At 59.3% G+C, this 23,862-nt stretch carries 18 protein-coding genes; 10 read left to right on the top strand and 8 right to left on the bottom strand.

Annotated features, from left to right (window positions below):
• Positions 1–328 precede the first annotated feature (328 nt).
• Genes V6L81_RS11250 through V6L81_RS11240 form a run of 3 tightly spaced genes read left to right on the top strand, consistent with a single transcriptional unit; the run spans position 329 to position 5,061 of the window.
• A complete protein-coding gene (locus V6L81_RS11250) occupies positions 329–2,101 on the top strand; it encodes an N-acetylglutaminylglutamine amidotransferase (protein WP_338659928.1) in 1,773 nt (590 codons plus the stop codon).
• Between the two features lie 3 nt (positions 2,102–2,104).
• Positions 2,105–3,850, top strand: a complete 1,746-nt coding sequence (ngg, locus tag V6L81_RS11245) for an N-acetylglutaminylglutamine synthetase (RefSeq protein ID WP_095025108.1) — start codon at positions 2,105–2,107, stop codon at positions 3,848–3,850.
• Between the two features lie 23 nt (positions 3,851–3,873).
• Positions 3,874–5,061 (top strand): osmoprotectant NAGGN system M42 family peptidase, encoded by a 1,188-nt coding sequence (locus tag V6L81_RS11240; protein WP_095003282.1) that lies wholly within the window; start codon positions 3,874–3,876, stop codon positions 5,059–5,061.
• Between the two features lie 52 nt (positions 5,062–5,113).
• Here the strand turns inward: V6L81_RS11240 and cysG are convergent, their stop codons facing one another.
• Genes cysG through ftsK form a run of 6 tightly spaced genes read right to left on the bottom strand, consistent with a single transcriptional unit; the run spans position 5,114 to position 12,592 of the window.
• Positions 5,114–6,508, bottom strand: a complete 1,395-nt coding sequence (gene cysG, locus V6L81_RS11235; protein ID WP_095003283.1) for a siroheme synthase CysG — start codon at positions 6,506–6,508, stop codon at positions 5,114–5,116.
• Positions 6,509–7,789, bottom strand: a complete 1,281-nt coding sequence (gene serS / locus V6L81_RS11230) for a serine--tRNA ligase (protein ID WP_095019127.1) — start codon at positions 7,787–7,789, stop codon at positions 6,509–6,511.
• 16 nt (positions 7,790–7,805) lie between these two features.
• Positions 7,806–8,180, bottom strand: a complete 375-nt coding sequence (gene crcB, locus V6L81_RS11225; protein ID WP_095003285.1) for a fluoride efflux transporter CrcB — start codon at positions 8,178–8,180, stop codon at positions 7,806–7,808.
• Positions 8,177–9,502 (bottom strand): replication-associated recombination protein A, encoded by a 1,326-nt coding sequence (locus V6L81_RS11220; protein ID WP_095019126.1) that lies wholly within the window; start codon positions 9,500–9,502, stop codon positions 8,177–8,179. Before V6L81_RS11220 ends, crcB begins: the two co-directional genes overlap by 4 nt.
• 28 nt (positions 9,503–9,530) lie before the next feature.
• Complete coding sequence (lolA, locus tag V6L81_RS11215) at positions 9,531–10,151, bottom strand: outer membrane lipoprotein chaperone LolA (RefSeq protein ID WP_046809214.1); 621 nt, start codon at positions 10,149–10,151, stop codon at positions 9,531–9,533.
• Positions 10,152–10,189: 38 nt separating this feature from the next.
• Positions 10,190–12,592, bottom strand: coding sequence for a DNA translocase FtsK (gene ftsK, locus V6L81_RS11210; RefSeq protein WP_095003287.1), 2,403 nt, complete (start codon positions 12,590–12,592; stop codon positions 10,190–10,192).
• A 368-nt stretch (positions 12,593–12,960) separates the two neighbouring features.
• Here ftsK and aat point away from each other — a divergent pair, with 368 nt between their 5' ends.
• The 6 genes from aat (at position 12,961) to V6L81_RS11180 (ending at position 20,125) form a co-directional block, all read left to right on the top strand.
• Entirely contained in the window at positions 12,961–13,638 is a 678-nt protein-coding gene (gene aat / locus V6L81_RS11205) for a leucyl/phenylalanyl-tRNA--protein transferase (RefSeq protein ID WP_095003288.1), read from the top strand.
• Positions 13,639–13,695: 57 nt separating this feature from the next.
• Positions 13,696–14,403 carry an arginyltransferase gene (locus V6L81_RS11200; RefSeq protein WP_095003289.1) on the top strand — a complete coding sequence of 236 codons (708 nt, stop codon included), beginning with the start codon at positions 13,696–13,698 and terminating at the stop codon, positions 14,401–14,403.
• Between the two features lie 98 nt (positions 14,404–14,501).
• Positions 14,502–14,720 (top strand): translation initiation factor IF-1, encoded by a 219-nt coding sequence (gene infA / locus V6L81_RS11195; protein ID WP_002553999.1) that lies wholly within the window; start codon positions 14,502–14,504, stop codon positions 14,718–14,720.
• Between the two features lie 516 nt (positions 14,721–15,236).
• Entirely contained in the window at positions 15,237–15,476 is a 240-nt protein-coding gene (locus tag V6L81_RS11190; protein ID WP_338659927.1) for a hypothetical protein, read from the top strand.
• 227 nt (positions 15,477–15,703) lie between these two features.
• Entirely contained in the window at positions 15,704–18,418 is a 2,715-nt protein-coding gene (mgtA, locus tag V6L81_RS11185; protein ID WP_218722859.1) for a magnesium-translocating P-type ATPase, read from the top strand.
• A gap of 78 nt (positions 18,419–18,496) precedes the next feature.
• A complete protein-coding gene (locus V6L81_RS11180; protein ID WP_095024122.1) occupies positions 18,497–20,125 on the top strand; it encodes a Na/Pi cotransporter family protein in 1,629 nt (542 codons plus the stop codon).
• Between the two features lie 207 nt (positions 20,126–20,332).
• Here V6L81_RS11180 and clpA read toward each other — a convergent pair whose 3' ends face one another.
• A complete protein-coding gene (clpA, locus tag V6L81_RS11175) occupies positions 20,333–22,603 on the bottom strand; it encodes an ATP-dependent Clp protease ATP-binding subunit ClpA (protein ID WP_095003293.1) in 2,271 nt (756 codons plus the stop codon).
• A 29-nt stretch (positions 22,604–22,632) separates the two neighbouring features.
• Positions 22,633–22,995, bottom strand: coding sequence for an ATP-dependent Clp protease adapter ClpS (gene clpS, locus V6L81_RS11170; protein WP_016780211.1), 363 nt, complete (start codon positions 22,993–22,995; stop codon positions 22,633–22,635).
• Between the two features lie 230 nt (positions 22,996–23,225).
• Between clpS and V6L81_RS11165 the strand changes: the two genes are divergently transcribed.
• Positions 23,226–23,504: a cold shock domain-containing protein gene (locus tag V6L81_RS11165; protein WP_095019122.1), complete on the top strand. Its 279-nt coding sequence runs from the start codon at positions 23,226–23,228 to the stop codon at positions 23,502–23,504.
• Positions 23,505–23,862 lie beyond the last annotated feature (358 nt).

Genomic DNA, 23,862 nt, shown 5'->3' with positions numbered 1-23,862 from the left:
GGTCAGAGAGCGCCTAACCTAACGTGGCGTCGCAGGGGATGTGACATAGATAAATAGTGCTCTTCAGCCAAAACCCTGCTGGCCTCCCAAGCCCCGACAAAACAACCACTTGTAACTTTTATTGAACGATCCGGGCACAGGTCACTCGATAAAACACGGTCATTTATGCCGGAGCGAGTGCCTTGTGCCTTGCACCGCAAGGGCTGGCGATGCAGTCAAAAACTGCATCGCCCTTTAAAACCGGGCCCAAAGCGCTACCAGGCGTCCTGCAAAGACGCTGACTCATCCCTGTAGCACCACATGCCGAAAGACCAAGGATTTACACACCATGTGCGGATTAGCTGGCGAGTTACGTTTTGATCAACACCCTGCCGACCTGGCAGCCATCGAACGCATCACCCACCACCTTGCACCACGTGGCCCCGATGCCTGGGGTTTTCACAGCCAGGGGCCGATAGCCCTGGGCCATCGCCGCCTGAAAATCATGGATTTGTCGGATGGTTCAGCCCAACCGATGATCGACAGCCAGCTGGGTTTGTCGCTGGCCTTCAACGGCGCGATCTATAACTTCCCCGAGCTGCGCGCCGAGCTTGAAGCCCTGGGCTACAGCTTTTATTCGGGTGGCGATACCGAAGTTCTGCTCAAGGGCTATCACGCCTGGGGCGAAGCGCTGCTGCCCAAGCTCAATGGCATGTTTGCCTTTGCCATCTGGGAACGCGATGCCCAGCGCCTGTTTCTGGCCCGCGATCGTCTGGGGGTCAAGCCGCTGTATCTGTCGCGTACCGGTGAGCGCTTGCGCTTTGCCTCGACCCTGCCGGCGCTGCTCAAGGGCGGTGATATCAGCCCCATGCTCGACCCGGTGGCGCTTAATCACTACCTGAATTTTCATGCCGTTGTACCAGCGCCACGCACGCTGATTGCCGGTATCGAAAAGCTGCCACCCGCGACCTGGTTGCGTATTGACGCCAATGGCCACACCGAGCAAAAAACCTGGTGGACCCTGCCCTACGGCCCCCGTGCCGATGAAGTCAATCTGACCCTGGAAGATTGGCGCGATCGTGTCCTCGACAGCACCCACGAAGCCGTGGCTATCCGCCAACGGGCGGCGGTGGATGTCGGCGTGCTGCTCTCTGGCGGTGTCGACTCCAGTTTGTTGGTGGGGTTGTTGCGCGATGTGGGCGTACAGGATCTGTCGACTTTCTCCATCGGCTTTGAGGACGCAGGCGGCGAGCGCGGGGATGAATTCCAGTATTCGGATTTGATTGCCCGGCATTACGGCACGCGCCATCACCAACTGCGCATTGGCGAGCACGAAATCATCGAGCAACTGCCAGCGGCCTTCCGCGCCATGAGCGAGCCGATGGTCAGTCATGACTGCATCGCCTTTTATCTGTTGTCGCGTGAAGTGGCCAAGCATTGCAAGGTGGTGCAAAGCGGCCAGGGCGCTGACGAACTGTTTGCCGGCTATCACTGGTATCCACAAGTAGATGGCGCCAGCGATCCTTATGCCGCGTACCGCGAAGCCTTTTTCGACCGCAGTTACGACGAGTACAAGGCCACCGTCCAGCCACAATGGCTGACAGCCAATGACGCCGCTGGCGACTTTGTGCGTGAGCATTTCGCACAGCCGGGGGCCCAGGCCGGGGTGGACAAGGCCTTGCGCCTGGACAGCACCGTGATGCTGGTGGATGACCCGGTCAAACGGGTGGACAACATGACCATGGCCTGGGGCCTGGAAGCCCGCACGCCGTTTCTCGATTACCGCCTGGCCGAGCTGTCAGCGCGGATTCCAGCGCGCTTCAAACTGCCCGACGGCGGTAAGCAGGTACTCAAGGAAGCCGCACGACTGGTGATCCCCAGCGAAGTCATCGACCGCAAAAAAGGCTATTTCCCGGTGCCGGGGCTCAAGCACTTGCAGGGCAACACCCTCAACTGGGTGCGCGACCTGCTGCTGGACCCGAGCCAGGATCGCGGCCTGTTCCAGCCAGCCATGCTTGACCAGTTGCTGACCAACCCGCAAAGCCAGCTGACCCCTCTCAACGGCTCCAAGCTGTGGCAACTGGCCGCCCTGAACCTGTGGCTGAGCGAACAAGGAATCTGATCGATGAAACCTCTCGCTACGGCTTATAGCCAGCGTTTACTGCGTGGCCAGACGCCTTCCTATGAACGCCTGCAAGCCCGCTTTGCCGAGGATGGCAGCGAACTGAATGCCTGCCCCGTGGCCGTACACTGCGGCTGGGGCCGGCTGTTGATCGGGCATACCTTTCCCGATCCCGTCACCCTGGCCGAAGAGCTGCTCAACGAGCAGCCCGGCGAGCGCGATATTGCCCTGTATGTCGCCGCGCCCCAGCAGGTGCTGGCGCAGTCGCCGCAACAACTGTTTCTCGACCCCTCGGATACGCTGCGCCTGTGGTTTACCGATTACCGCCAGGCCACCCGCGTGTTTCGCGGCTTCCGTATCCGCCGCGCACAAAGCGAGGCGGACTGGAACGCGATCAACACCCTGTACCTGTCACGCTCCATGCTGCCCATCGACCCGACCCTGCTGACCTCGCGCCACGACGGCGGCCCGGTGTACTGGATGGCCGAAGACGAGGACAGCGGCGCGGTGATCGGCAGTGTCATGGGCTTGAACCATCACACCGCATTCAACGACCCCGAAAATGGCAGCAGCCTCTGGTGCCTGGCGGTCGACCCGCTCTGTTCACGCCCGGGAGTGGGTGAAGTGCTGGTGCGGCATTTGGTCGAACACTTTATGAGCCGCGGCCTGAGCTATCTCGACCTGTCGGTGCTGCATGACAATGCCCAGGCCAAGAACCTGTATGCCAAACTGGGGTTTCGCACCCTGTCGACCTTTGCCATCAAGCGCAAGAACGGCATCAACCAGCCGCTGTTTCTGGGGCCTGGTCCCGAGGTCGGACTCAACCCCTATGCCAGCATCCTCGTTGAAGAAGCCTACAAACGTGGCATCGACGTGCAAATTGACGACGCGGCCGCCGGCCTGTTCACCCTTAGCCACGGCGGGCGACGGATTCGTTGCCGCGAGTCCCTCAGCGACCTGACCAGCGCCATCAGCATGAGCCTGTGCCAGGACAAGTGCCTGACCCACAAGGTGCTCAGCCAGGCCGGCCTGAACGTGCCGACCCAGCAACTGGCGGGCAATGCCGATGACAACCTGGCGTTTGTCGAAGAGCACGGCCGGGTGGTGGTCAAACCGGTGGATGGCGAGCAAGGCAATGGCGTAGCGGTGGACCTGGACAGCATCGAACAGGTGCAACAGGCCATCGAGGCAGCGCGGGCGTTCGACAGCCGGGTGCTGCTCGAGAGCTTTCACGAAGGCCTCGACCTGCGCATCGTGGTGATCGGCTTTGAGGTGGTGGCTGCCGCCATCCGCCGTCCCGCGCAAGTGATCGGCGACGGTCAGCACCGCATTCAGCGCCTGATCGAGGCGCAAAGCCGCCGACGCCAGGCCGCCACCGGTGGCGAAAGCCGAATCCCGCTGGACGCCGAAACCCTGCGCACCGTGCAGGCCGCAGGCTATGACTACGACAGCATCCTGCCTGCCGGGCAAGTACTGGCCGTGCGCCGCACCGCCAACCTGCACACCGGCGGCTGCCTGGAAGACGTCACCGCCGTGCTGCACCCGGTGCTGGCCGACGCCGCCATTCGCGCAGCCCGGGCCCTGGATATTCCGGTGGTGGGGCTCGACCTGATGGTGCCCGCCGCCGACCAACCCGACTATGTATTTATTGAAGCCAACGAACGCGCCGGGCTGGCCAACCATGAACCACAGCCCACCGCCGAGCGCTTTATCGATCTGTTGTTTCCCCACAGTCAGCCTGCTCAATAGCTGACCGGCCCTCAGGAGTTTTTATGAACCGCAGCCTCCCTGAACCCGACCTCGACTACCTGCAACGGGTATTGCTGGAAATGCTCGCCATTCCCAGCCCCACCGGTTTTACCGACACCATCGTGCGCTATGTCGCCGAACGCCTCGACGAATTGGGGATCCCTTTTGAACTGACCCGCCGCGGCACCTTGCGCGCCACCCTCAAGGGCCAGAAAAACAGCCCGGACCGCGCCGTGTCCGCGCATCTGGATACGATTGGCGCCAGCGTGCGGGCGATCAAGGACAACGGCCGGCTGGTGCTGGCACCTGTTGGTTGCTGGTCGAGCCGGTTTGCCGAAGGCAGCCGCGTCAGCCTGTTTACCGACAACGGCGTGATCCGTGGCAGTGTCCTGCCATTAATGGCTTCTGGCCATGCCTTCAATACCGGCGTGGATGAACTGCCGATCAGTTGGGACCATATCGAGTTGCGCCTGGATGCCTACTGCGCCACCCGCGCGGATTGCGATTCCCTGGGGGTCAATATTGGTGACTTCGTAGCGTTCGACCCACTGCCGGAATTTACCGAAAGTGGCCATATCAGTGCGCGGCATCTGGATGACAAGGCGGGTGTGGCGGCCCTGCTCGCCGCCCTGAAAGCCATTGTCGACAGTGGCGAACAGCCCCTTATCGACTGTCATCCGCTGTTTACCATCACCGAAGAAATCGGCAATGGTGCGGCAGCGGCCTTGCCGTGGGATGTGAGCGAGTTTGTCGGGATTGATATTGCTCCGGTGGCTCCGGGCCAACATTCCAGCGAGCATGCGGTCAGTGTGGCGATGCAGGATTCGGGCGGCCCCTATGACTATCACCTGTCGCGGCATTTGCTGGGGCTGGCCAGTGACAATGAGTTGCCGGTGCGCCGGGACATGTTCCGTTATTACTTCAGCGATGCTCATTCGGCCGTGACGGCGGGGCATGATATTCGCTGTGCGTTACTGGCGTTTGGCTGTGATGCCACCCACGGGTATGAGCGCACCCATATTGATAGCCTGGCGGCGTTGAGTCGTTTGCTGGGTGCCTACATCCTCAGCCCGCCGGTGTTTGCCAGCGATGCCCAGCCGGCGCAGGGCTCACTGGACCGCTTCAGCCATCAGATCGAACATGATGCGCAGATGGAAAGCGATACGCGAGTGCCGTCGGTAGAGAGTCTGGTGGGGGAAAATCGGAGCTGAAGCAAAGCCCTAACCCTCTCCCAGAGGGAGAGGGTTGGGGTGAGGGCAGACGTCAGACCTGAGCCTGAGCCCCTTCAAACCATGCCAGTTTCTCACGCAGCAAAACCACTTCGCCCACGATCACCAGCGTAGGCGCATGCACTTCATGCTCCGCCACCAATGTCGGCAAGTCGGCCAGGGTACCGGTAAACACGCGCTGGTTGGACGTAGTGCCCTGCTGAATCAACGCAGCCGGGGTATCAGCCGAACGACCATGCTTGATCAACTGCTCGCAGATGATCGGCAAGCCCACCAGGCCCATGTAGAACACCAGAGTTTGCGCCGGAGCAACCAGGTCGCTCCAGGGCAGGTTGCTGGTGCCGTCTTTCAGGTGGCCGGTAACAAAGCGCACAGACTGCGCGTAGTCGCGATGGGTCAACGGAATACCGGCATACGCCGCGCAACCACTGGCGGCGGTAATACCCGGCACCACCTGGAACGGAATCCCGTGGGCGGCCAGCTCTTCGATTTCTTCACCGCCACGGCCAAAGATGAACGGATCGCCACCTTTGAGCCGCACCACGCGCTTGCCCTGCTTGGCCAGATCGACCAGTTGCTGGTTGATCTGGTCTTGTGGCACCGCATGCTCAGCGCGACGCTTGCCCACATAAATACGTTCGGCATCGCGACGGCACAGTTCAAGAATCGCCGGGGCCACCAGACGGTCGTAGAGCACCACGTCTGCCTGTTGCATCAGGCGCAATGCACGGAAGGTCAGCAGATCGGGATCACCCGGCCCGGCACCCACCAGATACACCTCACCGGTGGTTTCGACGGCCTGACCTTCAATCTTGGCCAGCAGCAAGCGCTCGGCTTCAGCGCCCTGCCCGGCCAGCAAACGGTCGGCAATCGGGCCCTGGAACACATCTTCCCAAAACCCGCGACGCTGCTGCACATCCGGAAACAAGCCTTTGACCCGGCTACGGAAGCGCGCCGCAAGGCCCGCCAACTGGCCGTAGGTCGACGGAATCCAGGTTTCGATCTTGGCCCGGATCAACCGCGCCAGCACGGGCGCATCACCACCACTTGAAATGGCAATTACCAGCGGCGAACGGTCGACAATCGCCGGGAAGATCACGCTGCACAAGGCGGGCGCGTCGACCACGTTGACCGGTACGCAACGGCGATGGGCGTCGGCGGAAACCTGAGCGTTAAGTGGCTCATCGTCGGTGGCGGCGATGATCAGGACGCACCCTTCAAGGTCGGCCTCGGCATATCCGCGCAGCACCTGTTCGCCACCGCTGCTGTTTATCAACTCGCACAACTGTGGCTCCATGGCGGGTGCGACCACCCGCAGCACGGCACCGGCATCGGCCAGCAGGCGGGATTTGCGCAAGGCAATCTCCCCACCGCCAACCACCAGTACACGGCTGCCACGCAGGTTATGAAACAGCGGCAGAAACTCCATTTAGCCGATGACCTCAATACCGCCCATGTAAGGCTTGAGCACGTCCGGCACACGGATCGAACCGTCAGCCTGCTGGTAGTTTTCCAACACGGCTACCAGGGTGCGGCCTACCGCCAGACCGGAACCGTTAAGGGTGTGAACCAGTTCCGGCTTGCCGGTTTCCGGGTTACGGAAACGCGCCTGCATGCGACGGGCCTGGAAATCACCGCAGTTGGAGCACGACGAAATTTCGCGGTACTTGTCCTGGCTCGGGACCCACACTTCCAGATCGTAGGTTTTAACTGCGCTGAAACCCATGTCACCAGTGCACAGCGACAGGGTGCGGTAAGGCAGTTGCAGCAGTTGCAGAACCTTCTCGGCATTGCCGACCAGGCCTTCAAGGGCGTCCATCGAGGTGGACGGTTCAACGATCTGGACCATCTCGACCTTGTCGAACTGGTGCTGACGGATCATGCCGCGGGTATCGCGCCCCGATGCACCGGCCTCGCTGCGGAAGCACGGCGTGTGCGCCACCAGCTTGATCGGCAGGGCCTTGTGTTCAACGATTTCGCCGGCAACGATATTGGTCAGGGTGACCTCAGCGGTCGGGATCAGGTAGAAATCGGCTTCGCCTTCACGGCTGATCTTGAACAGCTCTTCTTCGAACTTTGGCAACTGGCCAGTGCCTTGCAGCGCCGGGGCCTGTACCAGATAAGGCGTGTAGGCCTCTTCGTAGCCATGCTCACCGGTGTGCAGGTTGATCATGAACTGTGCCAGAGCACGATGCAGACGGGCAATCGGGCCGCGCAGCAAGGCAAAACGGGCACCGGACAGTTTGGCGGCGGTTTCAAAGTCCAGCCAGCCGTGCTGCTCGCCCAGGGCGACATGGTCCTTGATCTCGAAATCAAAGGCAGTCGGGGTGCCCCAGCGACGGATTTCGACGTTGCCGTCTTCGTCAGCGCCTACCGGCACGGACGCATCCGGCAGGTTCGGCAGGCCCAGCAGGATGGCGTCCAGCTCAGTCTGGATGGCTTCCAGTTCAACCTTGCCATTGGCCAGGTCGCTGCCCATGGTCTCGACGCTGGCCATCAGTGGCGCGATATCTTCACCGCGAGCCTTGGCCTGGCCAATGCTTTTGGAGATGGCATTGCGCTCGGCCTGCAGCTTCTCGGTCAGGGTCTGGACTTCTTTACGCTTGGCTTCCAGCGCGTCAATGCGCGCCACGTCCAGCTTGAAGCCACGGGATGCCAGGCGATCCGCTACGTCCTGCAGGTTGCTACGTAACAGTTTGGAATCAAGCATGTCGGTTTCTCGTTTATCAAAGTTTGGTCAAGGACAGGCCAGCCCAGGTTGCGAGCAGCCCGCCGAATACGCTGAGGGCCGCATAGCCCAATGCCAGTGGCACCTGCCCGCTTTCCAGCAGGCGCACCGTATCCAGTGAAAAGGATGAAAAAGTGGTCAAGCCACCCAGGAAACCGACCATCAGCCCGGCGCGGACTTCAATCGGTACTTCCGGGCGTATCAGAAAAAGTCCGTACAGGACGCCAATCAGCAGGCAGCCCACGATATTAACGGCCAATGTCGCGGTATAAAAGTGCCGCGGCCAATTGGCGTTGATCCAGTTACCCGTAGCGAAGCGCAACAATGTACCTGCAATGCCACCCACCGAGACCGCTGCAATCAATGGAATCACGGTTTTCTCCGCTGTTTGGGGCTGGCCCGGTCCAGTGCGGCGAGGTATTTCAACTTTTCGCCGATTTTGAGCTCAAGGCCCCGTGGCACCGGCTGATACAGGTTCAAGGGTTCAAGTTCGTCCGGGTAATAGTCTTCCCCGGCCGCGTACGCGTCAGGCTCGTCATGGGCATAGCGATACTCGTCGCCATAACCCAGTTGCTTCATCAGCTTGGTCGGCGCATTGCGTAAATGCAGCGGCACTTCCAGCGAGCCGTGTTCTGCCGCGCTGCGCAGTGCGGCCTTGAAACCCATGTACACCGCGTTGCTTTTCGGTGCGCAGGCCAGGTAAGTGATGGCCTGGGCCACTGCCAGTTCGCCTTCCGGGCTGCCGAGCCGCTCTTGCACATCCCAGGCCGACAGGCACAGGCTCAGAGCTCGCGGGTCGGCGTTGCCGATATCCTCACTGGCCATGCGTACCACGCGCCGGGCGATGTAAAGCGGATCGCAGCCGCCGTCGATCATGCGTGCAAACCAGTACAGGGCACCGTCAGGATTCGAGCCGCGCACCGACTTGTGCAAGGCAGAGATCTGGTCATAAAAGGCTTCGCCGCCTTTGTCGAAACGACGCTGGGTATCACCCAGCAGGTTGTGCAGCAGCTCGGTGCCGATTTCGCTGTGGTCTTCGGCGAGGTCCGAAGCGTTTTCCAGCAGATTGAGCATGCGCCGGCCATCGCCGTCAGTCGCCCGCAGCAAAATCTGAAAGCTTTCTTCGCCAAGGGTCAGGCCGCGCTTGCCCAGGCCCTTGTCTTCGGTCAGCGCACGCTGCACCAGCTTGCGTAGCGCCGCTTCGTCCAGGCTTTTGAGCACATAGACCCGCGCCCGCGAGAGCAAGGCGTTGTTCAGTTCGAACGAGGGGTTTTCCGTGGTGGCACCGATAAAGATCAGGGTGCCATCTTCGACGTAGGGCAAAAAGGCATCTTGCTGCGACTTGTTGAAGCGATGCACTTCGTCGACAAACAGGATGGTGCGGCGCCCATACTGGCCCGCCTGCTGCTTGGCGATTTCGACGGCCTGGCGAATCTCCTTGACCCCGGCCAGGACCGCCGAGACCGTTTCAAAGTGGGCATCCGAGACTTCCGCCAGCAGCCGCGCCAGGGTGGTCTTGCCCACGCCCGGCGGGCCCCAGAAGATCATGGAGTGCAGTGCACCCTGCTCCAGCGCTTCACGCAAGGGCTTGCCGCGGGCGAGCAGGTGCTGCTGACCGACGTATTCGTCCAGGTTGGCCGCCCGCAATCGGGCAGCCAGTGGCTGGGCTATCGGGGCACTTCGAAACAGATCCATGGGCAGCGTTTGAAACCTCTTCCAGGGCTTATTCCTGGATGACATCAGCCCCTTTCGGGATATCGAACTTGAACTTGGAAGCCGGGATCGGCTCGTTGACCTTTACCCCGGTGAACAGGATGTTGGTGCGCTGACCCACGCTGTCGATCAACTGCATGTCGTTGATCTTGCCGCCGCGAAACGACAGGCGCAGGGAGTCGAACAAGGTGTCCTTGGTCTTGGGCTTGAGGGTGAAGTCCATCACGTCACCGGCCTGCTTGGAGGTGATGTCAAAACTTTCGCTGATTTTTGATACATCACCGGACAGCAACAAGGCCGGGGTCTGGGTCAGGCGCTGATCGAGTTTCTTGATCGTAACCTGCTCCAGGTCCGGGTCCCACAGCGAGACTTTCTGGCCATCGGAGACCATCAGTTGCTCCTGGGGAGCATCGGTGTGCCAGTAGAACAGCCCAGGACGCTTTACCGACATTTCGCCGGCAGTTTCCTGCAACTGGGTGCCACTGCCGTCGAGGGTCAGCTGGGAAAAACGGGCCGTGATGGTATCAGAGCCCAACAGTTGGCCAAGACGCTTCACACTCTCGGCGTCGGCATGGGCCGACAGCGAGGAAAAGGCCAGTACCGGTAGCAACAGCATGCTGACAAAACGCATGGACATCCTCATTGATTAGTTAGAAGCCCTGGGGCTGATCAATCGCGCATCGGGGCCGGCGCCAGTACTTCGCGCGAGCCATTAGTGTTCATAGAGGTTACGACCCCGGCCATTTCCATGGATTCAATCATTCGCGCAGCGCGGTTGTAACCGATCTTCAATTTGCGTTGTACAGCAGAAATGGAGGCACGACGGCTTTCCAGTACAAACTGTACGGCTTCGTCATACAAGGCATCCGTTTCAGGGTCGTCCCCGCCTTCGCTGCCACCGCCTTCAAAGCCGCTGCCCGCCTCTTCAACACCGTTGAGGATATCTTCGTTGTAGTCCGGAGCGCCGCGCAGCTTCCAGGCTTCAACCACGCGGTGAACTTCATCGTCGGACACAAACGCGCCATGAACCCGGATCGGCAAGCTGGTACCTGGCGGCATATAGAGCATGTCACCGTGACCCAGCAGTTGCTCGGCGCCACCCTGATCGATGATGGTACGCGAGTCGATCTTGCTCGATACCTGGAACGCCATGCGGGTCGGGATGTTGGCCTTGATCAGGCCGGTAATCACGTCCACCGACGGGCGCTGGGTCGCGAGGATCAAGTGGATGCCCGCAGCCCGAGCCTTCTGGGCAATACGGGCGATCAATTCTTCAACTTTCTTGCCGACGATCATCATCATGTCGGCAAATTCGTCGACCACTACCACGATGGTCGGCAACTTCACCAGCAACGGTGCTTCGTCGTGAATGCTTTCGCGCTTGTACAGCGGATCGACAAGTGGCTCGCCGGCATCCTGGGCGTCCTTGACCTTCTGGTTGAAGCCGGCGAGGTTACGCACGCCCATCTTGGCCATCAGCTTATAGCGGCGCTCCATCTCGGCAACGCTCCAGCGCAGGGCGTTGGCGGCGTCCTTCATGTCCGTTACAACCGGGCACAGCAGGTGCGGGATGCCTTCGTAGATCGACAATTCAAGCATTTTCGGGTCGATCATGATCAGCTTGGCGTCTTCCGGGCCAGACTTGAACAGGATCGACAGGATCATGGCGTTAACGCCTACAGACTTACCAGAACCGGTAGTACCGGCTACCAGCAAGTGCGGCATTTTCGCCAGGTCGGTGATCACCGGCCGCCCACCAATGTCATGGCCCAGGGCCAGAGCTACCGGCGACTTGGCGTTATCGTACTCAGGGGTCGACAACACTTCGGAGAAGCGCACGATCTGGCGGTCTTCGTTGGGAATCTCGATACCGACGGTGGTTTTGCCAGGAATGACCTCAACCACCCGCACACTGGTCACGGCCAGCGAGCGCGCGAGGTCCTTGGCCAGGTTGGCAATGCGGCTGACCTTTACGCCAGCAGCAGGTTGAATTTCGTAACGGGTAATCACCGGGCCCGGGTGGATGGAGTCCACCGTCACTTCGACGCCGAATTCCTTGAGCTTGATTTCCAGCAAGTGGCCAACGGCCGCCAGGGATTCGGGGGAATAATTGAGCTGTTTTTTCTCGGCCGGATCCAGAATCGAGATCGGCGGCAAGGTACCTTCAACCGCGCTGTCCACAAACAACGGCGCCTGTTTCTCTTTTTGCACGCGCTTGCTCGGCTCGGGCGCCTTGGGCGGTGCCGGGGCAATCACTGCCGGCACGTGTTTTTCACGCTCGGACATGTGCTTGCTCAACGCCTGCTCGCGCTCGATCAGGCGCTCTTTGGCCTTGGCCTGCTCACGCTTGTCGGAAACGCTTGGCGCGACCACTTCATTGACCCGGGCATCCACTTCGCGCAGCTTGGCCTGCAGTTGCTTGCGCTCGTTACGTTCGGCCCACCAACGGTTGGCCGCGCCCTGGATCAGCTCGAACAGGTCGAGGGTGATCTTGCCCGTCACGTCCATGACCTTGAACCATGACAGGTCGGTAAACACCGTCAGGCCAAACAGGAACAAGGCAATCAATAGCAGGGTACTGCCCTGGATATTCAGTGCATTCCTGGCCAGGTCGCCCAGGCTTTCACCCAGCGCACCGCCCGCCCCCGCAGGCAGACCCGAGGCAGAGTGAAAATGGATATGGGCCAGCGCCGCACCGGAGAGCACCAGAAAAATCAGGCCGACCAGCCGCCACGAAAACAGCCAGCCGCTCCACTGCCAGGGCTGATGCCGCTCGCGGAAGATCTGGTAGGCCTTGACCGCCAGCAGCAGCGGAAAAATATAGGCAAAGTAACCCAGCACCATAAACAGGATGTCGGCACTGTAGGAGCCGGCTGGCCCGCCGAAGTTCTGTACATCGACAACCCGGCTGTTATGGCTCCAGCCGGGGTCATCCTTGCCATAGGTCAGCAGGGCCATCATCAGGAACAGGCACAGGGCGCCGATAGCGATCAATGCACCTTCCTTGAGCCGGTAGTGCAATTGCTGACGCCAGAGAGGAACTGCTTTGGGTGCTGCTGTGGATTTCTTCAAAACGGGTCTTTTCCTGCGCCTGTGGCGCGCCCAACTATTAATTGACTAATGTGACTGCAAAATACTGCTCATAGCGAGCAGACGACAAGTTCGGACTTGAAATGAGCCCTGCCCTTATTATTGCGTGCTGCAACGTGGAGCAGTTTAGATCAGCTCATACAGGCAGGCCATTGTACGGGTTTGAGCCGCTGATGCCATGCTGGCCATAACTCGCCGGGAAGCGCCAATTTGAGCATGTATTACCTTTTGTGACAAAGACTTATACCACCACCAAAACACAGCTTGTAATTAACTGGCAGATCGACTGAGACCGCACTTGCGTGACAGAGTTGCAGCCGCCCTCCCCTTCTTGTGCAAGACTCAATGCCATGCTGACCTGGTTAAAACGCGACACCCTGACATTTCCGCCATTGGCCAACGCCATGCGCGAACCCAACGGCCTGCTGGCCGCTGGCGGTGACCTGTCCGCCGACAGGCTGATCCAGGCCTATCGCCATGGCTGTTTTCCGTGGTTCAGCGAGGGCCAGCCAATCCTGTGGTGGTCGCCTGATCCGCGCACGGTGCTGTTTCCCGAAGAGCTGCATATCTCCCGCAGTTTGGGCAAGCTGCTGCGCAAGCAACGCTACCAGGTGAGTTTTGACCGCGACTTCGCAGCCGTGATCCAGGCCTGTGCCGCTCCACGAGACTATGCGGATGGCACCTGGATTACCGACGACATGCAAAACGCCTATATCGAACTGCATGCCCGCGGCCATGCCCATTCGGTGGAAGTCTGGGACAACGGTGAGCTGGTGGGCGGATTGTATGGCCTGGCCATGGGCCAGTTGTTTTTTGGCGAGTCCATGTTCAGCCGTGCCGACAACGCCTCAAAGTTCGGCTTCGCCACGCTGGTCAGACAGCTGCAGGCCTGGGGGTTTGTGCTGATTGACTGCCAGATGCCCACAGATCACCTGCAAAGCCTGGGAGCGCGTTCAATCCCGCGCCAGATATTTGCTGAGTATTTGCAAAAACATCTGGATCTTCCCACAACTGCGCAGTGGGTTTAGTAGGCGACTTTTGCGCGCTGGCTTACACTTAATTTAAAGATTTTCCGAGGGTTCATCATGACCGAGTTGGCGCGCTTGAAGTTTTATGCCACTCAACCTCACGCATGCAGCTACTTGCCTGGCGAACAGGCCACCACGCTGTTCCTCGACCCCAGCCAGCCGATGGATGTGCAGGTTTATGCCGATTTGTCCGAGATGGGTTTCCGGCGCAGTGGCGACCATCTTTATCGCCCGCATTGCCTGAAGTGCGATGCCTGCACCCCGGCGCGCATCCCGGTTGCCCGCTTCCTGCCCAACCGCCAGCAAAAACGCATTTTCAAGCGCAATGCCGACTTGCAGGTAGAGGCGGTAAAACCGGCGTTCAGTGAAGAGAACTTTGATCTTTACCAGCGCTATATCGAGCAGCGCCATGCCGATGGCGATATGTACCCGCCCAGTCGCGATCAATTTTCGACCTTCCTGGTGCGCGACCTGGCGTTTTCCAGATTTTACGAATTCCGCCTTGATGGCCGTTTATTGGCGGTCGCCGTCACGGACGTGCTGCCCAATGGCCTGTCGGCGGTCTACACCTTCTACGATCCCGACGAAGAGCGGCGCAGCCTGGGGCGCTATGCAATCCTCTGGCAAATCGCCGAAGCGCGCCGCCTGGAGCTGGATGCGCTGTATCTGGGGTACTGGATCAAGAACTGCAAGAAGATGAATTACAAGACCGAATATCGGCCCATTGAGCTCTTAATCAATCAGAGATGGAGCTCTCTTGATTGAACCCTTGGCTTAACCCCCATTTTTCGGGCACAATGCACGCCGCTTTTGCCTGGCGCAGTTGCACCGGGCCATTCATTGGACACCGAGGGCTTTACTGCATGTCGAAAGAAGACAGCTTCGAAATGGAAGGCACTGTCGTCGACACCCTGCCCAACACCATGTTTCGTGTGGAGTTGGAAAATGGGCACGTCGTAACCGCGCATATCTCCGGCAAGATGCGCAAGAACTACATTCGTATTCTTACCGGTGACAAAGTGCGCGTCGAGCTGACGCCCTATGACTTGAGCAAAGGGCGCATCACTTACCGCGCTCGCTAAGCAAGTCAATACAAAACGCCCGGCTCTGCCGGGCGTTTTTGTTTGTCTGCGATTTGAGCCTGCCGTGGGAGCAAGCCTGCTCGCGAAGCAAACGACGCAATTTTTCGGGCAAACCGCAGTGATCCCTTCGCGAGCAGGCTCGCTCCCACAATCAGGGCTAAACATATAAAGTTTGAACTCCTGTAACTGTTTTGTCTTATTAGCTATATACCCAAACCTAACTTCCAAACTTCCTGAACCCTGGCTGTACCAGCCACACTTGCCGGGTTTAAACATTGACTTGCACCCGCGGCCTGAGTAGATTGCACAGGCCGGTCATTCAGGCCGCCTATAAACTTCACAAAAGAAGCCAATGGACACAGTATCTAGTCGCTGTCCGGTCACCGTCACTACGGCGATCCGGGCGCTAAATCCAGACATTGACAGGACTCGCCTGCACGGCGGGGTCAACTGCGCTAGAGCCTGACGCTCCATCGTAACGACCTCACCGGCGACAGTCCGGTCACGAGGTGTGTTATGACCTTTAAAACCCATGTACTACCCGGCGTTCAAGCCTTTGCCTCAAGCATGCGCGTGAAACTTTCACGCGAGCCCACCCTGACCCGCTCGACCCGCTCACCCTTTTCCACATCCGTTGCCGACGCAAAACCTGCGCACCGCCAGGTGCATTGGCGCGTCAGCCCTGCCACAGGCCAACTGGAGCAGCGCTGGAGCATGGCCGACACCCAGGACCCGCAGAGTCGGTTCTTGCGCTGATTCATAATTAATTAAAACCCTGCCAACCCACTGGAGTTCCTTATGGAAGAAGCCAGTAGTCACCCGCTGCCCGCGTATTAATTACTTCGCAGCAGCGGGACTTTAAAGCGCACTTAACACTTCAATTAAACCGATTGCGAAGTTTGCGACTCGGCATACATTGGCACGCCTGTTAAAAGGCCATTCAATATATGCCCGGTCAAGAGTTGGCGACAGGAGTACTCATCATGAGCGCCGTAAAAAATACTAAAGTTCGGGACAAGAACAGCGCCAGCGACAGCAATAAACTGTCCATGCGTGCCGCTAGGGAAGCACAAAACGGCCTTTCAGCCACCCTGGCCAATGTACGCGCCACTACCGCAGGCCTGACGGAGCAGGAAGCCACTGAACGCCTGCAAAGCGATGGCTACAACGAAGTGGCTCACGACAAGCCGCCTCACGCACTGGTGCAGTTTCTGCTGGCCCTGCATAACCCTTTTATCTATGTGCTGCTGACCCTGGGTGTGATCAGCTTTTTCACTGACTACTGGCTGCCAGAACGCGATGGCGAAGAAGGCGACCTGACCAAAGTCATCATCATTGGCCTGATGGTTGGCCTCAGCAGCCTGCTGCGGTTCTGGCAGGAGCACCGCTCGGCCAAGTCCGCCGAAGCCCTCAAGGCCATGGTCCGCACCACCGCGACCGTGGTGCGGCGCGACAACAGCGGTACCCGCACCTCGGTGCACGAAGTACCGATGCGCGAACTGGTGGCCGGCGATATCGTGCAGCTGTCGGCCGGCGATATGATCCCGGCGGATATTCGCCTGATCGAGTCCCGCGATCTGTTTATCAGCCAGGCCGTGCTCACCGGCGAAGCCTTGCCGGTGGAGAAGTACGACACCCTGGGCGATGTGACACAAAAGTCCGCCTCCAGCACCGCCGCCGACCAGAGCAACCTGCTGGATCTGCCCAATATCTGCTTTATGGGCACCAACGTGGTCAGTGGCACTGCTCGCGCCGTAGTCGTGGCCACCGGCCCGCGCACCTACTTTGGCTCGCTGGCCAAGGCCATCGTCGGCTCGCGCACGCAAACCGCGTTCGATCGCGGAGTCAACAGCGTCAGCTGGCTGTTGATCCGCTTTATGCTGGTTATGGTACCCATTGTGTTTTTCCTCAATGGTTTCTCCAAGGGCGACTGGGGCGATGCCTTCCTGTTTGCCCTGGCAGTGGCCGTGGGCCTGACCCCGGAAATGCTGCCAATGATTGTCAGCGCCAACCTGGCCAAGGGCGCAACCGCCATGGCCAAACGCAAGGTGGTGGTCAAACGCCTCAATGCCATCCAGAACCTGGGCTCGATGGACGTGCTGTGTACCGACAAGACCGGCACCCTGACCCAGGATCACATCATCCTCGAGCATCACATCGACGCCAGTGGCCAGCGCGATGAGTCGGTACTGGCCCTGGCCTGGCTCAACAGCCATCACCAAAGCGGCATCCGCAACCTGATGGATCAGGCCGTGGTGCAGTTTGCCCTGCAGGACCCAAAATTCAACGCGCCGCACAACTACAGCAAGGTCGATGAACTGCCCTTTGACTTCGTACGGCGGCGCCTGTCGATCATCGTCAAGGACAACCGTGGCGACCACCTGCTGGTGTGCAAGGGCGCAGTCGAAGAAATGCTCGGCATCGCCACCCATGTCATGGAAGGCGACACCCGCGTGGTTCTGGACCCCACACGCCGCGAGCAACTGCTGGCCCTGGCCAACGAGTACAACGAGGACGGCTTCCGCGTACTGCTGGTCGCCACCCGCGAAATCCCCAAGGCACAGGCGCACAAGCAGTACAACACCGCAGACGAGCGCGACCTGGTCATCCGCGGCATGCTCACCTTCCTCGATCCACCAAAGGAAACTGCCGGGCCGGCGATTGCAGCCCTGCAAGAAATCGGCGTAGCGATCAAGGTGCTGACCGGCGACAACGCTGTAGTCACCGGCAAAATCTGCCGGCAGGTGGGCCTGGAGCCAGGCACGCCACTGCTTGGGCCACAAATCGAAACAATGGACGACGCCGCACTGCAACTGGAGGTTGAGCAGCGCACGGTGTTTGCCAAGCTCACCCCACTGCAAAAATCCCGGGTGCTGAAAGCGCTGCAAGCCAATGGCCATACCGTCGGTTTTCTCGGTGACGGTATCAATGACGCGCCAGCCCTGCGCGATGCCGATGTGGGTATTTCGGTAGACAGCGGCACGGATATCGCCAAGGAGTCGGCTGACATCATCCTCCTGGAAAAGAGCCTGATGGTGCTCGAAGAAGGCGTGCTCAAGGGGCGCGAGACCTTCGGCAATATCATGAAGTACCTGAACATGACCGCCAGCTCCAACTTCGGCAACGTGTTCTCGGTATTGGTAGCCAGCGCCTTCATCCCTTTTCTGCCAATGCTGTCGATCCACCTGCTACTGCAAAACCTGATGTACGACATCTCCCAGCTGGCCTTGCCGTGGGACAAGATGGACAGGGAATACCTGCAAAAACCGCGCAAGTGGGACGCCAAGAACATCGGCCGCTTCATGATCTGGATCGGGCCAACGTCGTCGATCTTCGACATCACTACCTTCGCCCTGATGTGGTACGTGTTCTCGGCCAACAGCGTGGAAATGCAGACCCTGTTCCAGTCCGGCTGGTTTATCGAGGGACTGCTGTCACAAACCCTGGTGGTGCACATGCTGCGCACGCGCAAGATTCCGTTCTTCCAGAGCACTGCAGCATGGCCGGTGATCATGATGACCCTCATCGTGATCGTGCTGGGTATCTACGTACCGTTCTCGCCCCTGGGCACCATGGTGGGCCTGGAACCACTGCCGTTGTCGTATTTCCCTTGGCTGGTGGCCACCCTGTTCAGCTATTGCTGTGTCGCGCAACTGATGAAAACGATCTACATCCGCCGTTTCAAGCAGTGGTACTGAGTTGAAACAACGCGGGCCGGCGCCACACCGCGCCAGCCCGCGCGCAAAAAATGAATGCGTGTTCTGTGGAGATTCCTCATGTCGGGAACCACTCTGTTACTCAACCTCGCGGGCGCCATCGCACTTTTGCTGTGGGGCACCCATATGATTTCCACGGCCCTGCTGCGCGGGTTTGGCACCCAGCTGCGCAACTGGATGGGGCGCAATCTGAATAACCGCTGGATGGCACTGATCAGCGGCATCGGCATTACCGGCGTACTGCAAAGCAGTACGGCGGTCAGCCTTATGGCCACGTCCTTTACTGCAGCTGGCACCCTGGGCCTGGCGCCCGCCCTGGCCGTGATGCTGGGGGCCAATATCGGCTCGACCCTGGTGGTACAACTGCTGAGTTTTGATACCTCGCTGGCAATGCCGGTGACTTTGCTGACAGGTTATATCGTCTTTCGCCTGCGCGATGATTCGCGGTTTGAAAGCGTCGGCTGCGCACTGATAGGCCTGGGTCTGATGTTGCTGGCCCTAGGCTTGCTCAGCGCCACTCTGGGGCATATGGAAGCCACCTCGGTGTTTCGCGCCATCATGCAAAGCCTGGAAGGCGATGTGATCATCGCGGTGGTCGCTGCCGTGCTGCTGACCTGGATCTGCCACTCCAGCGTCGCGGTGGTGCTGTTGATCGCCTCGCTGGCAGGTGCTGGCCTGATGACGCCCGCCACCGCCATCGCCTTGATGCTCGGCGCCAATATCGGCGGCGCCTTGCCCTCCGTGATGAGCGCCAGTTCGCCAGTGGCGCGACGTCTGCCTATGGGCAACTTGCTGGCGCGCCTGCTGGGCTCCTTGGCGCTGCTGCCCTGCCTGCCGCTGATAGCCAACTTGCTGGCTCGCAGCGATATCGGCCTGGCACATTGGGTGGTTTACCTGCATACCGCGTTCAATCTGCTGCTGGCCGTGGTGTTTATCGGCCTGACCGAACCTTGCGCACGCCTGCTGACTTACCTGTTTCCCCAGCAGGAGCCACCAGCAGACCCCGGCATGCCGCAATACCTGGACGAGGCCGGGCTTGAAGTGGCCAATATCGGCCTGTCCAATGCCGTACGCGAAGCCCTGCGCCTGGCGGACATGACCTCGCTGATGCTCAACCAGGTGTTGCAGCTGTTCGAGAAACCCGATCCGGACACAGCGGACAAGGTGCGCCAACTGGATCACTCCATCGACCTGCTAAGTGCCGCGATCCGCGCCTATCTTGCAGACATTGGCCAGGATGGCCTGAGCGATGACGATGCCGATCGCGCCCAGGAAGTGCTGATGTTCGTGATCAACCTTGAGCACGCCGGCGACATCCTCGGCAACCTCGCGCAACTGGCTGTTCGCCGCACACGCCGTGGCGAACGCTTTTCCTCATTCGAACTGATCCAGATCCAGGCCATGCACCTGGCCCTGCTGGACAGCCTGAACCTGGCCATTACCGCGTTTTTGCGTGAGGACGTGAGCGCTGCCAAGGCACTGATCGGCCACAAGGAGACCGTGCGCAAGCTGGAAGCCAGCGCCAGCCGCGAGCACTTTCGCAAGCTGCAGAACGACAAGACGGCCTGGGCCGAATCCGGGGATATCTTCCAGCGGGTGCTGCGCGACTACCGACGCGTCCATCATCATATTGCCGCACTCGGCTATACGGTACTGGAGCGCAATACCGCGTCGGCCCAGGCCGCTTGATCGCAGACAGCAAAAAGGCGCCCAAGCACCAATGCAAACCAGTCATGGGCATTGTGGGAGCGGGCTTGCCCGCGATACAGACGACGCGGTTCAACTATCAAACCGCGCTGTTCCAATCGCGAGCAAGCCCGCTCCCACAGGGATTTTGCATCCCGCCCAACTGATCGTCACTGGCCCGAAGGCGCCTTTTATGACTAGGGTGTTACATCAAGCCATTTCGACTGCGGTTTCAAACTCGAAGGTCAACTCGCCGTTTTCCAGGTCGATGTGTACCACACCGCCATGATCGGCCAGTTCACCAAAGAGAATCTCCTCAGCCAACGGACGCTTGATCTTGTCCTGGATCAAACGGGCCATCGGCCGTGCCCCCATCAGCGCGTCATAACCACCCGCTGCAAGCCAGCCACGCGCCGCATCCGACACCTCGAGCTGCACGTGCTTGTCTTCCAGCTGCGCCTGCAGTTCGGTAAGGAACTTGTCCACCACATGCTTGATAACCTCATGGCTGAGGCGACCAAACTGGATAATGGTGTCCAGACGGTTACGGAACTCGGGGGTGAAGCTCTTCTTGATCGCTTCCATGGCATCGGAAGCATGATCCTGATGGGCAAAGCCCATCGAAGCCCGAGAGGCGGTTTCGGCACCGGCGTTGGTGGTCATGATGACGATCACGTTGCGGAAGTCCGCCTTGCGCCCGTTGTTGTCGGTCAGCGTGCCGTGGTCCATGACCTGCAGCAGCAGGTTGAAGACTTCAGGGTGCGCCTTCTCGATTTCATCGAGCAGCAGTACGCAGTGAGGTTGCTTGGTGATGGCCTCGGTCAGCAAACCGCCCTGATCGAAACCGACATAGCCCGGAGGCGCACCGATCAGACGCGATACGGTGTGGCGCTCCATGTACTCGGACATGTCGAAGCGAATCAGCTCGATACCCAAAGCTTTGGCCAACTGGCGTGCTGCCTCGGTTTTACCGACACCGGTGGGGCCTGCGAACAGGAACGAACCGACCGGTTTGTCCGGCGACTTGAGCCCCGCACGGGACAACTTGATTGCCGTGGACAACGAATCGATCGCCGCATCCTGGCCGAACACGGTCAGGCGCAGGTCGCGCTCAAGGTTGCGCAACAGCTCCTTGTCCGAGACCGAGACGTGTTTAGGCGGAATACGGGCGATTTTCGCCACGATATCTTCAACCTGCGCGACTTCAATGCGTTTAACCCGGCTTTCAACCGGTTGCAGACGCTGGAAGGCACCCGCCTCGTCGATCACGTCAATGGCCTTGTCGGGCATGTGCCGGTCATTGATATAGCGCGAGGCCAGCTCCGCCGCTGCGCGCAGGGCTTCATCGCTGTACTCGATGCCATGGTGCTGCTCGAAACGACCTTTAAGCCCGCGCAGAATGCTGATGGTATCTTCAACCGAAGGTTCGGATACGTCGACTTTCTGGAAACGGCGCGCCAGGGCACGGTCTTTTTCGAAGATGCCGCGAAATTCCTGGAACGTGGTAGAACCGATGCAGCGAATGTCACCCGAAGACAGCAGCGGCTTGAGCAGGTTGGACGCATCCATCACCCCGCCCGAAGCCGCACCGGCACCGATGATCGTATGGATTTCGTCGATAAACAGGATCGCTTGCGGGCGTTTCTTCAGCTCGCCCAGCAGCGCCTTGAAGCGCTTCTCGAAATCGCCACGGTACTTGGTACCTGCCAGCAAGGCGCCAAGATCCAGGGAGTAGACGATGCTGTTAGCCAGCAGGTCAGGCACCTGGTTATCGACGATGCGCTTGGCCAGACCCTCGGCAATCGCGGTTTTACCCACGCCTGCCTCACCCACCAGCAACGGGTTGTTTTTGCGCCGACGCGCCAGGATCTGGGCGACACGCTCAACTTCCATTTCCCGACCTACCAGCGGATCGATCCGGCCCTGGCGGGCCAGTTCATTCAGGTTACTGGCATAAGCGTCCAGAGGATTGCTGGAAGACGACGATTCGCCGCCCTCTTCATCCTGCATCTCATGATCGCTGTCGCTGTGCTCGCCATGCCCGGGCACCTTGGAGATGCCGTGGGCAATAAAGTTGACCACATCGATGCGCGCCACGCTCTGTTGCTTGAGCAGGAATACGGCCTGGCTTTCCTGTTCGCTGAAGATGGCTACCAGCACATTGGCGCCGGTGACTTCACGCTTGCCGGAGCTCTGCACGTGGAACACGGCACGCTGCAAGACCCGCTGAAAACCCAGGGTTGGCTGCGTTTCGCGGTCTTCGTCATGGACGGGGATCAGGGGGGTTGTGGAATCAATAAACTCTTGCAGGTCATGCTTGAGTTTTTCGAGGTTTGCGCCACAGGCGCGTAGAACGGTTGCGGCCGCCTCATTATCCAGAAGCGCTAAAAGGAGGTGCTCAACCGTCATGAATTCATGACGTTTGGAGCGGGCTTCCTTGAAGGCAAGATTGAGGGTGACTTCGAGCTCGCGATTTAACATGGCTTCACCTCATACCCAAGTGGTCGGCGTTAACCGTCCTTCTCGATTTCACAGAGTAGCGGATGCTGGCTTTCACGTGCGTACTGATTTACCTGCGCTGCCTTGGTCTCGGCAATGTCGCGGGTATAGATGCCGCACACAGCCCGTCCTTCTGTATGGACGGCCAGCATGACCTTGGTCGCCAATTCGCGATTCAAGTTAAAAAACACCTCAAGGATCTCTACAACGAAATCCATTGGCGTGTAGTCATCATTAAACAAAACCACCTTGTACATCGGCGGCGCCTGAAGCGCAGGCTTAGCCTCTTGCACAGCCAAGCCAGCGGAGTCTTCGTCATCAAAATCGGGGTGATCCTGATTAAATGTTAGTCGAGTCTGGCTGATTGCATGCATGGAAAGAAAGGTTCGTCGTTGGTTGTGCAACTACAGTGATGGAGGCAAAGGTGTCAAATTTCAACACCGCCGCCGCGTGACCTTGACTATCGGTAAAACGGTGTTACAACCATATAGTACCCACAGTGGGGAAAAATGGTCCGCGCAGTCAACCACTTTTACTGGTTTCTGTGCGAGTTGACTGGATGATACTCCAGTGATGGAGTTGTTTGCAGCAGAGGGATATGAGTATGCAAGGCAAGGTCAAGTGGTTCAACAACGCCAAAGGCTTCGGCTTCATTAATACGCAGGCCAAGGAAGGCATCGATGAACACGGAAACCCGATCGACTTTTTTGCGCATTTTTCGGCAATCCAGATGGACGGTTACAAGACGCTCAAGGCAGGCCAACCCGTGAGCTTCGAAATAATCCAGGGCCCCAAGGGCCTGCATGCTGTTGCAATCACCAACGCTCAAGTTCCAGCCAGCGTTTCAGCGACCGCGCAAGAGGTGACCAGCCTCCCGGTCTGACCCGCTGCCCAGGAAACCGGCCGATTCGATCATGCGAATCGGCCGGTTTTTTTATGCCCGTGCCATCACGAGGAAAAATTGAGGTTGCCGAAAAACCCCGTAATCACGGGGCAAACCGCGAAAAATCAGGGCATTTTGCCGCAGGGACTTAGACCAATGGATGATTCGTGTTAGGCCGCCCCCCTCGCAGCAACCTTGGTGACCTATGTATACTGCGCCGGTGACCATGGAGTCACCTGCAAACACATGCTGGAATGAGTCTTTCAGGCCTAGAAAGGCTGGGCCGTTACCCCGGCCCGACCGCTTGACGCTCTACTGATGCATTCACATCACCGCGAAGAACCTCGACTTTCGGCTC

Origin of the sequence: Pseudomonas bubulae (assembly GCF_037023725.1) — a bacterium.
GTDB classification, from domain to species: domain Bacteria; phylum Pseudomonadota; class Gammaproteobacteria; order Pseudomonadales; family Pseudomonadaceae; genus Aquipseudomonas; species Aquipseudomonas bubulae.
This window is presented reverse-complemented; position numbering and strand designations above follow the sequence as displayed.

What these genes read in the sequence shown, in the direction of transcription:
- lolA (WP_046809214.1), bottom strand. Translation starts at nt 10,151, where the DNA reads ATGCGTTTTGTCAGCATGCTGTTGCTACCGGTACTGGCCTTTTCCTCG.
- infA (WP_002553999.1), top strand. Translation starts at nt 14,502, where the DNA reads ATGTCGAAAGAAGACAGCTTCGAAATGGAAGGCACTGTCGTCGACACC.
- V6L81_RS11180 (WP_095024122.1), top strand. Translation starts at nt 18,497, where the DNA reads ATGTCGGGAACCACTCTGTTACTCAACCTCGCGGGCGCCATCGCACTT.
- clpS (WP_016780211.1), bottom strand. Translation starts at nt 22,995, where the DNA reads ATGCATGCAATCAGCCAGACTCGACTAACATTTAATCAGGATCACCCC.
- V6L81_RS11240 (WP_095003282.1), top strand. Translation starts at nt 3,874, where the DNA reads ATGAACCGCAGCCTCCCTGAACCCGACCTCGACTACCTGCAACGGGTA.
- V6L81_RS11220 (WP_095019126.1), bottom strand. Translation starts at nt 9,502, where the DNA reads ATGGATCTGTTTCGAAGTGCCCCGATAGCCCAGCCACTGGCTGCCCGA.
- mgtA (WP_218722859.1), top strand. Translation starts at nt 15,704, where the DNA reads ATGAGCGCCGTAAAAAATACTAAAGTTCGGGACAAGAACAGCGCCAGC.
- aat (WP_095003288.1), top strand. Translation starts at nt 12,961, where the DNA reads ATGCTGACCTGGTTAAAACGCGACACCCTGACATTTCCGCCATTGGCC.
- clpA (WP_095003293.1), bottom strand. Translation starts at nt 22,603, where the DNA reads ATGTTAAATCGCGAGCTCGAAGTCACCCTCAATCTTGCCTTCAAGGAA.
- V6L81_RS11190 (WP_338659927.1), top strand. Translation starts at nt 15,237, where the DNA reads ATGACCTTTAAAACCCATGTACTACCCGGCGTTCAAGCCTTTGCCTCA.
- cysG (WP_095003283.1), bottom strand. Translation starts at nt 6,508, where the DNA reads ATGGAGTTTCTGCCGCTGTTTCATAACCTGCGTGGCAGCCGTGTACTG.
- V6L81_RS11165 (WP_095019122.1), top strand. Translation starts at nt 23,226, where the DNA reads ATGCAAGGCAAGGTCAAGTGGTTCAACAACGCCAAAGGCTTCGGCTTC.
- V6L81_RS11200 (WP_095003289.1), top strand. Translation starts at nt 13,696, where the DNA reads ATGACCGAGTTGGCGCGCTTGAAGTTTTATGCCACTCAACCTCACGCA.
- V6L81_RS11250 (WP_338659928.1), top strand. Translation starts at nt 329, where the DNA reads ATGTGCGGATTAGCTGGCGAGTTACGTTTTGATCAACACCCTGCCGAC.
- serS (WP_095019127.1), bottom strand. Translation starts at nt 7,789, where the DNA reads ATGCTTGATTCCAAACTGTTACGTAGCAACCTGCAGGACGTAGCGGAT.
- ngg (WP_095025108.1), top strand. Translation starts at nt 2,105, where the DNA reads ATGAAACCTCTCGCTACGGCTTATAGCCAGCGTTTACTGCGTGGCCAG.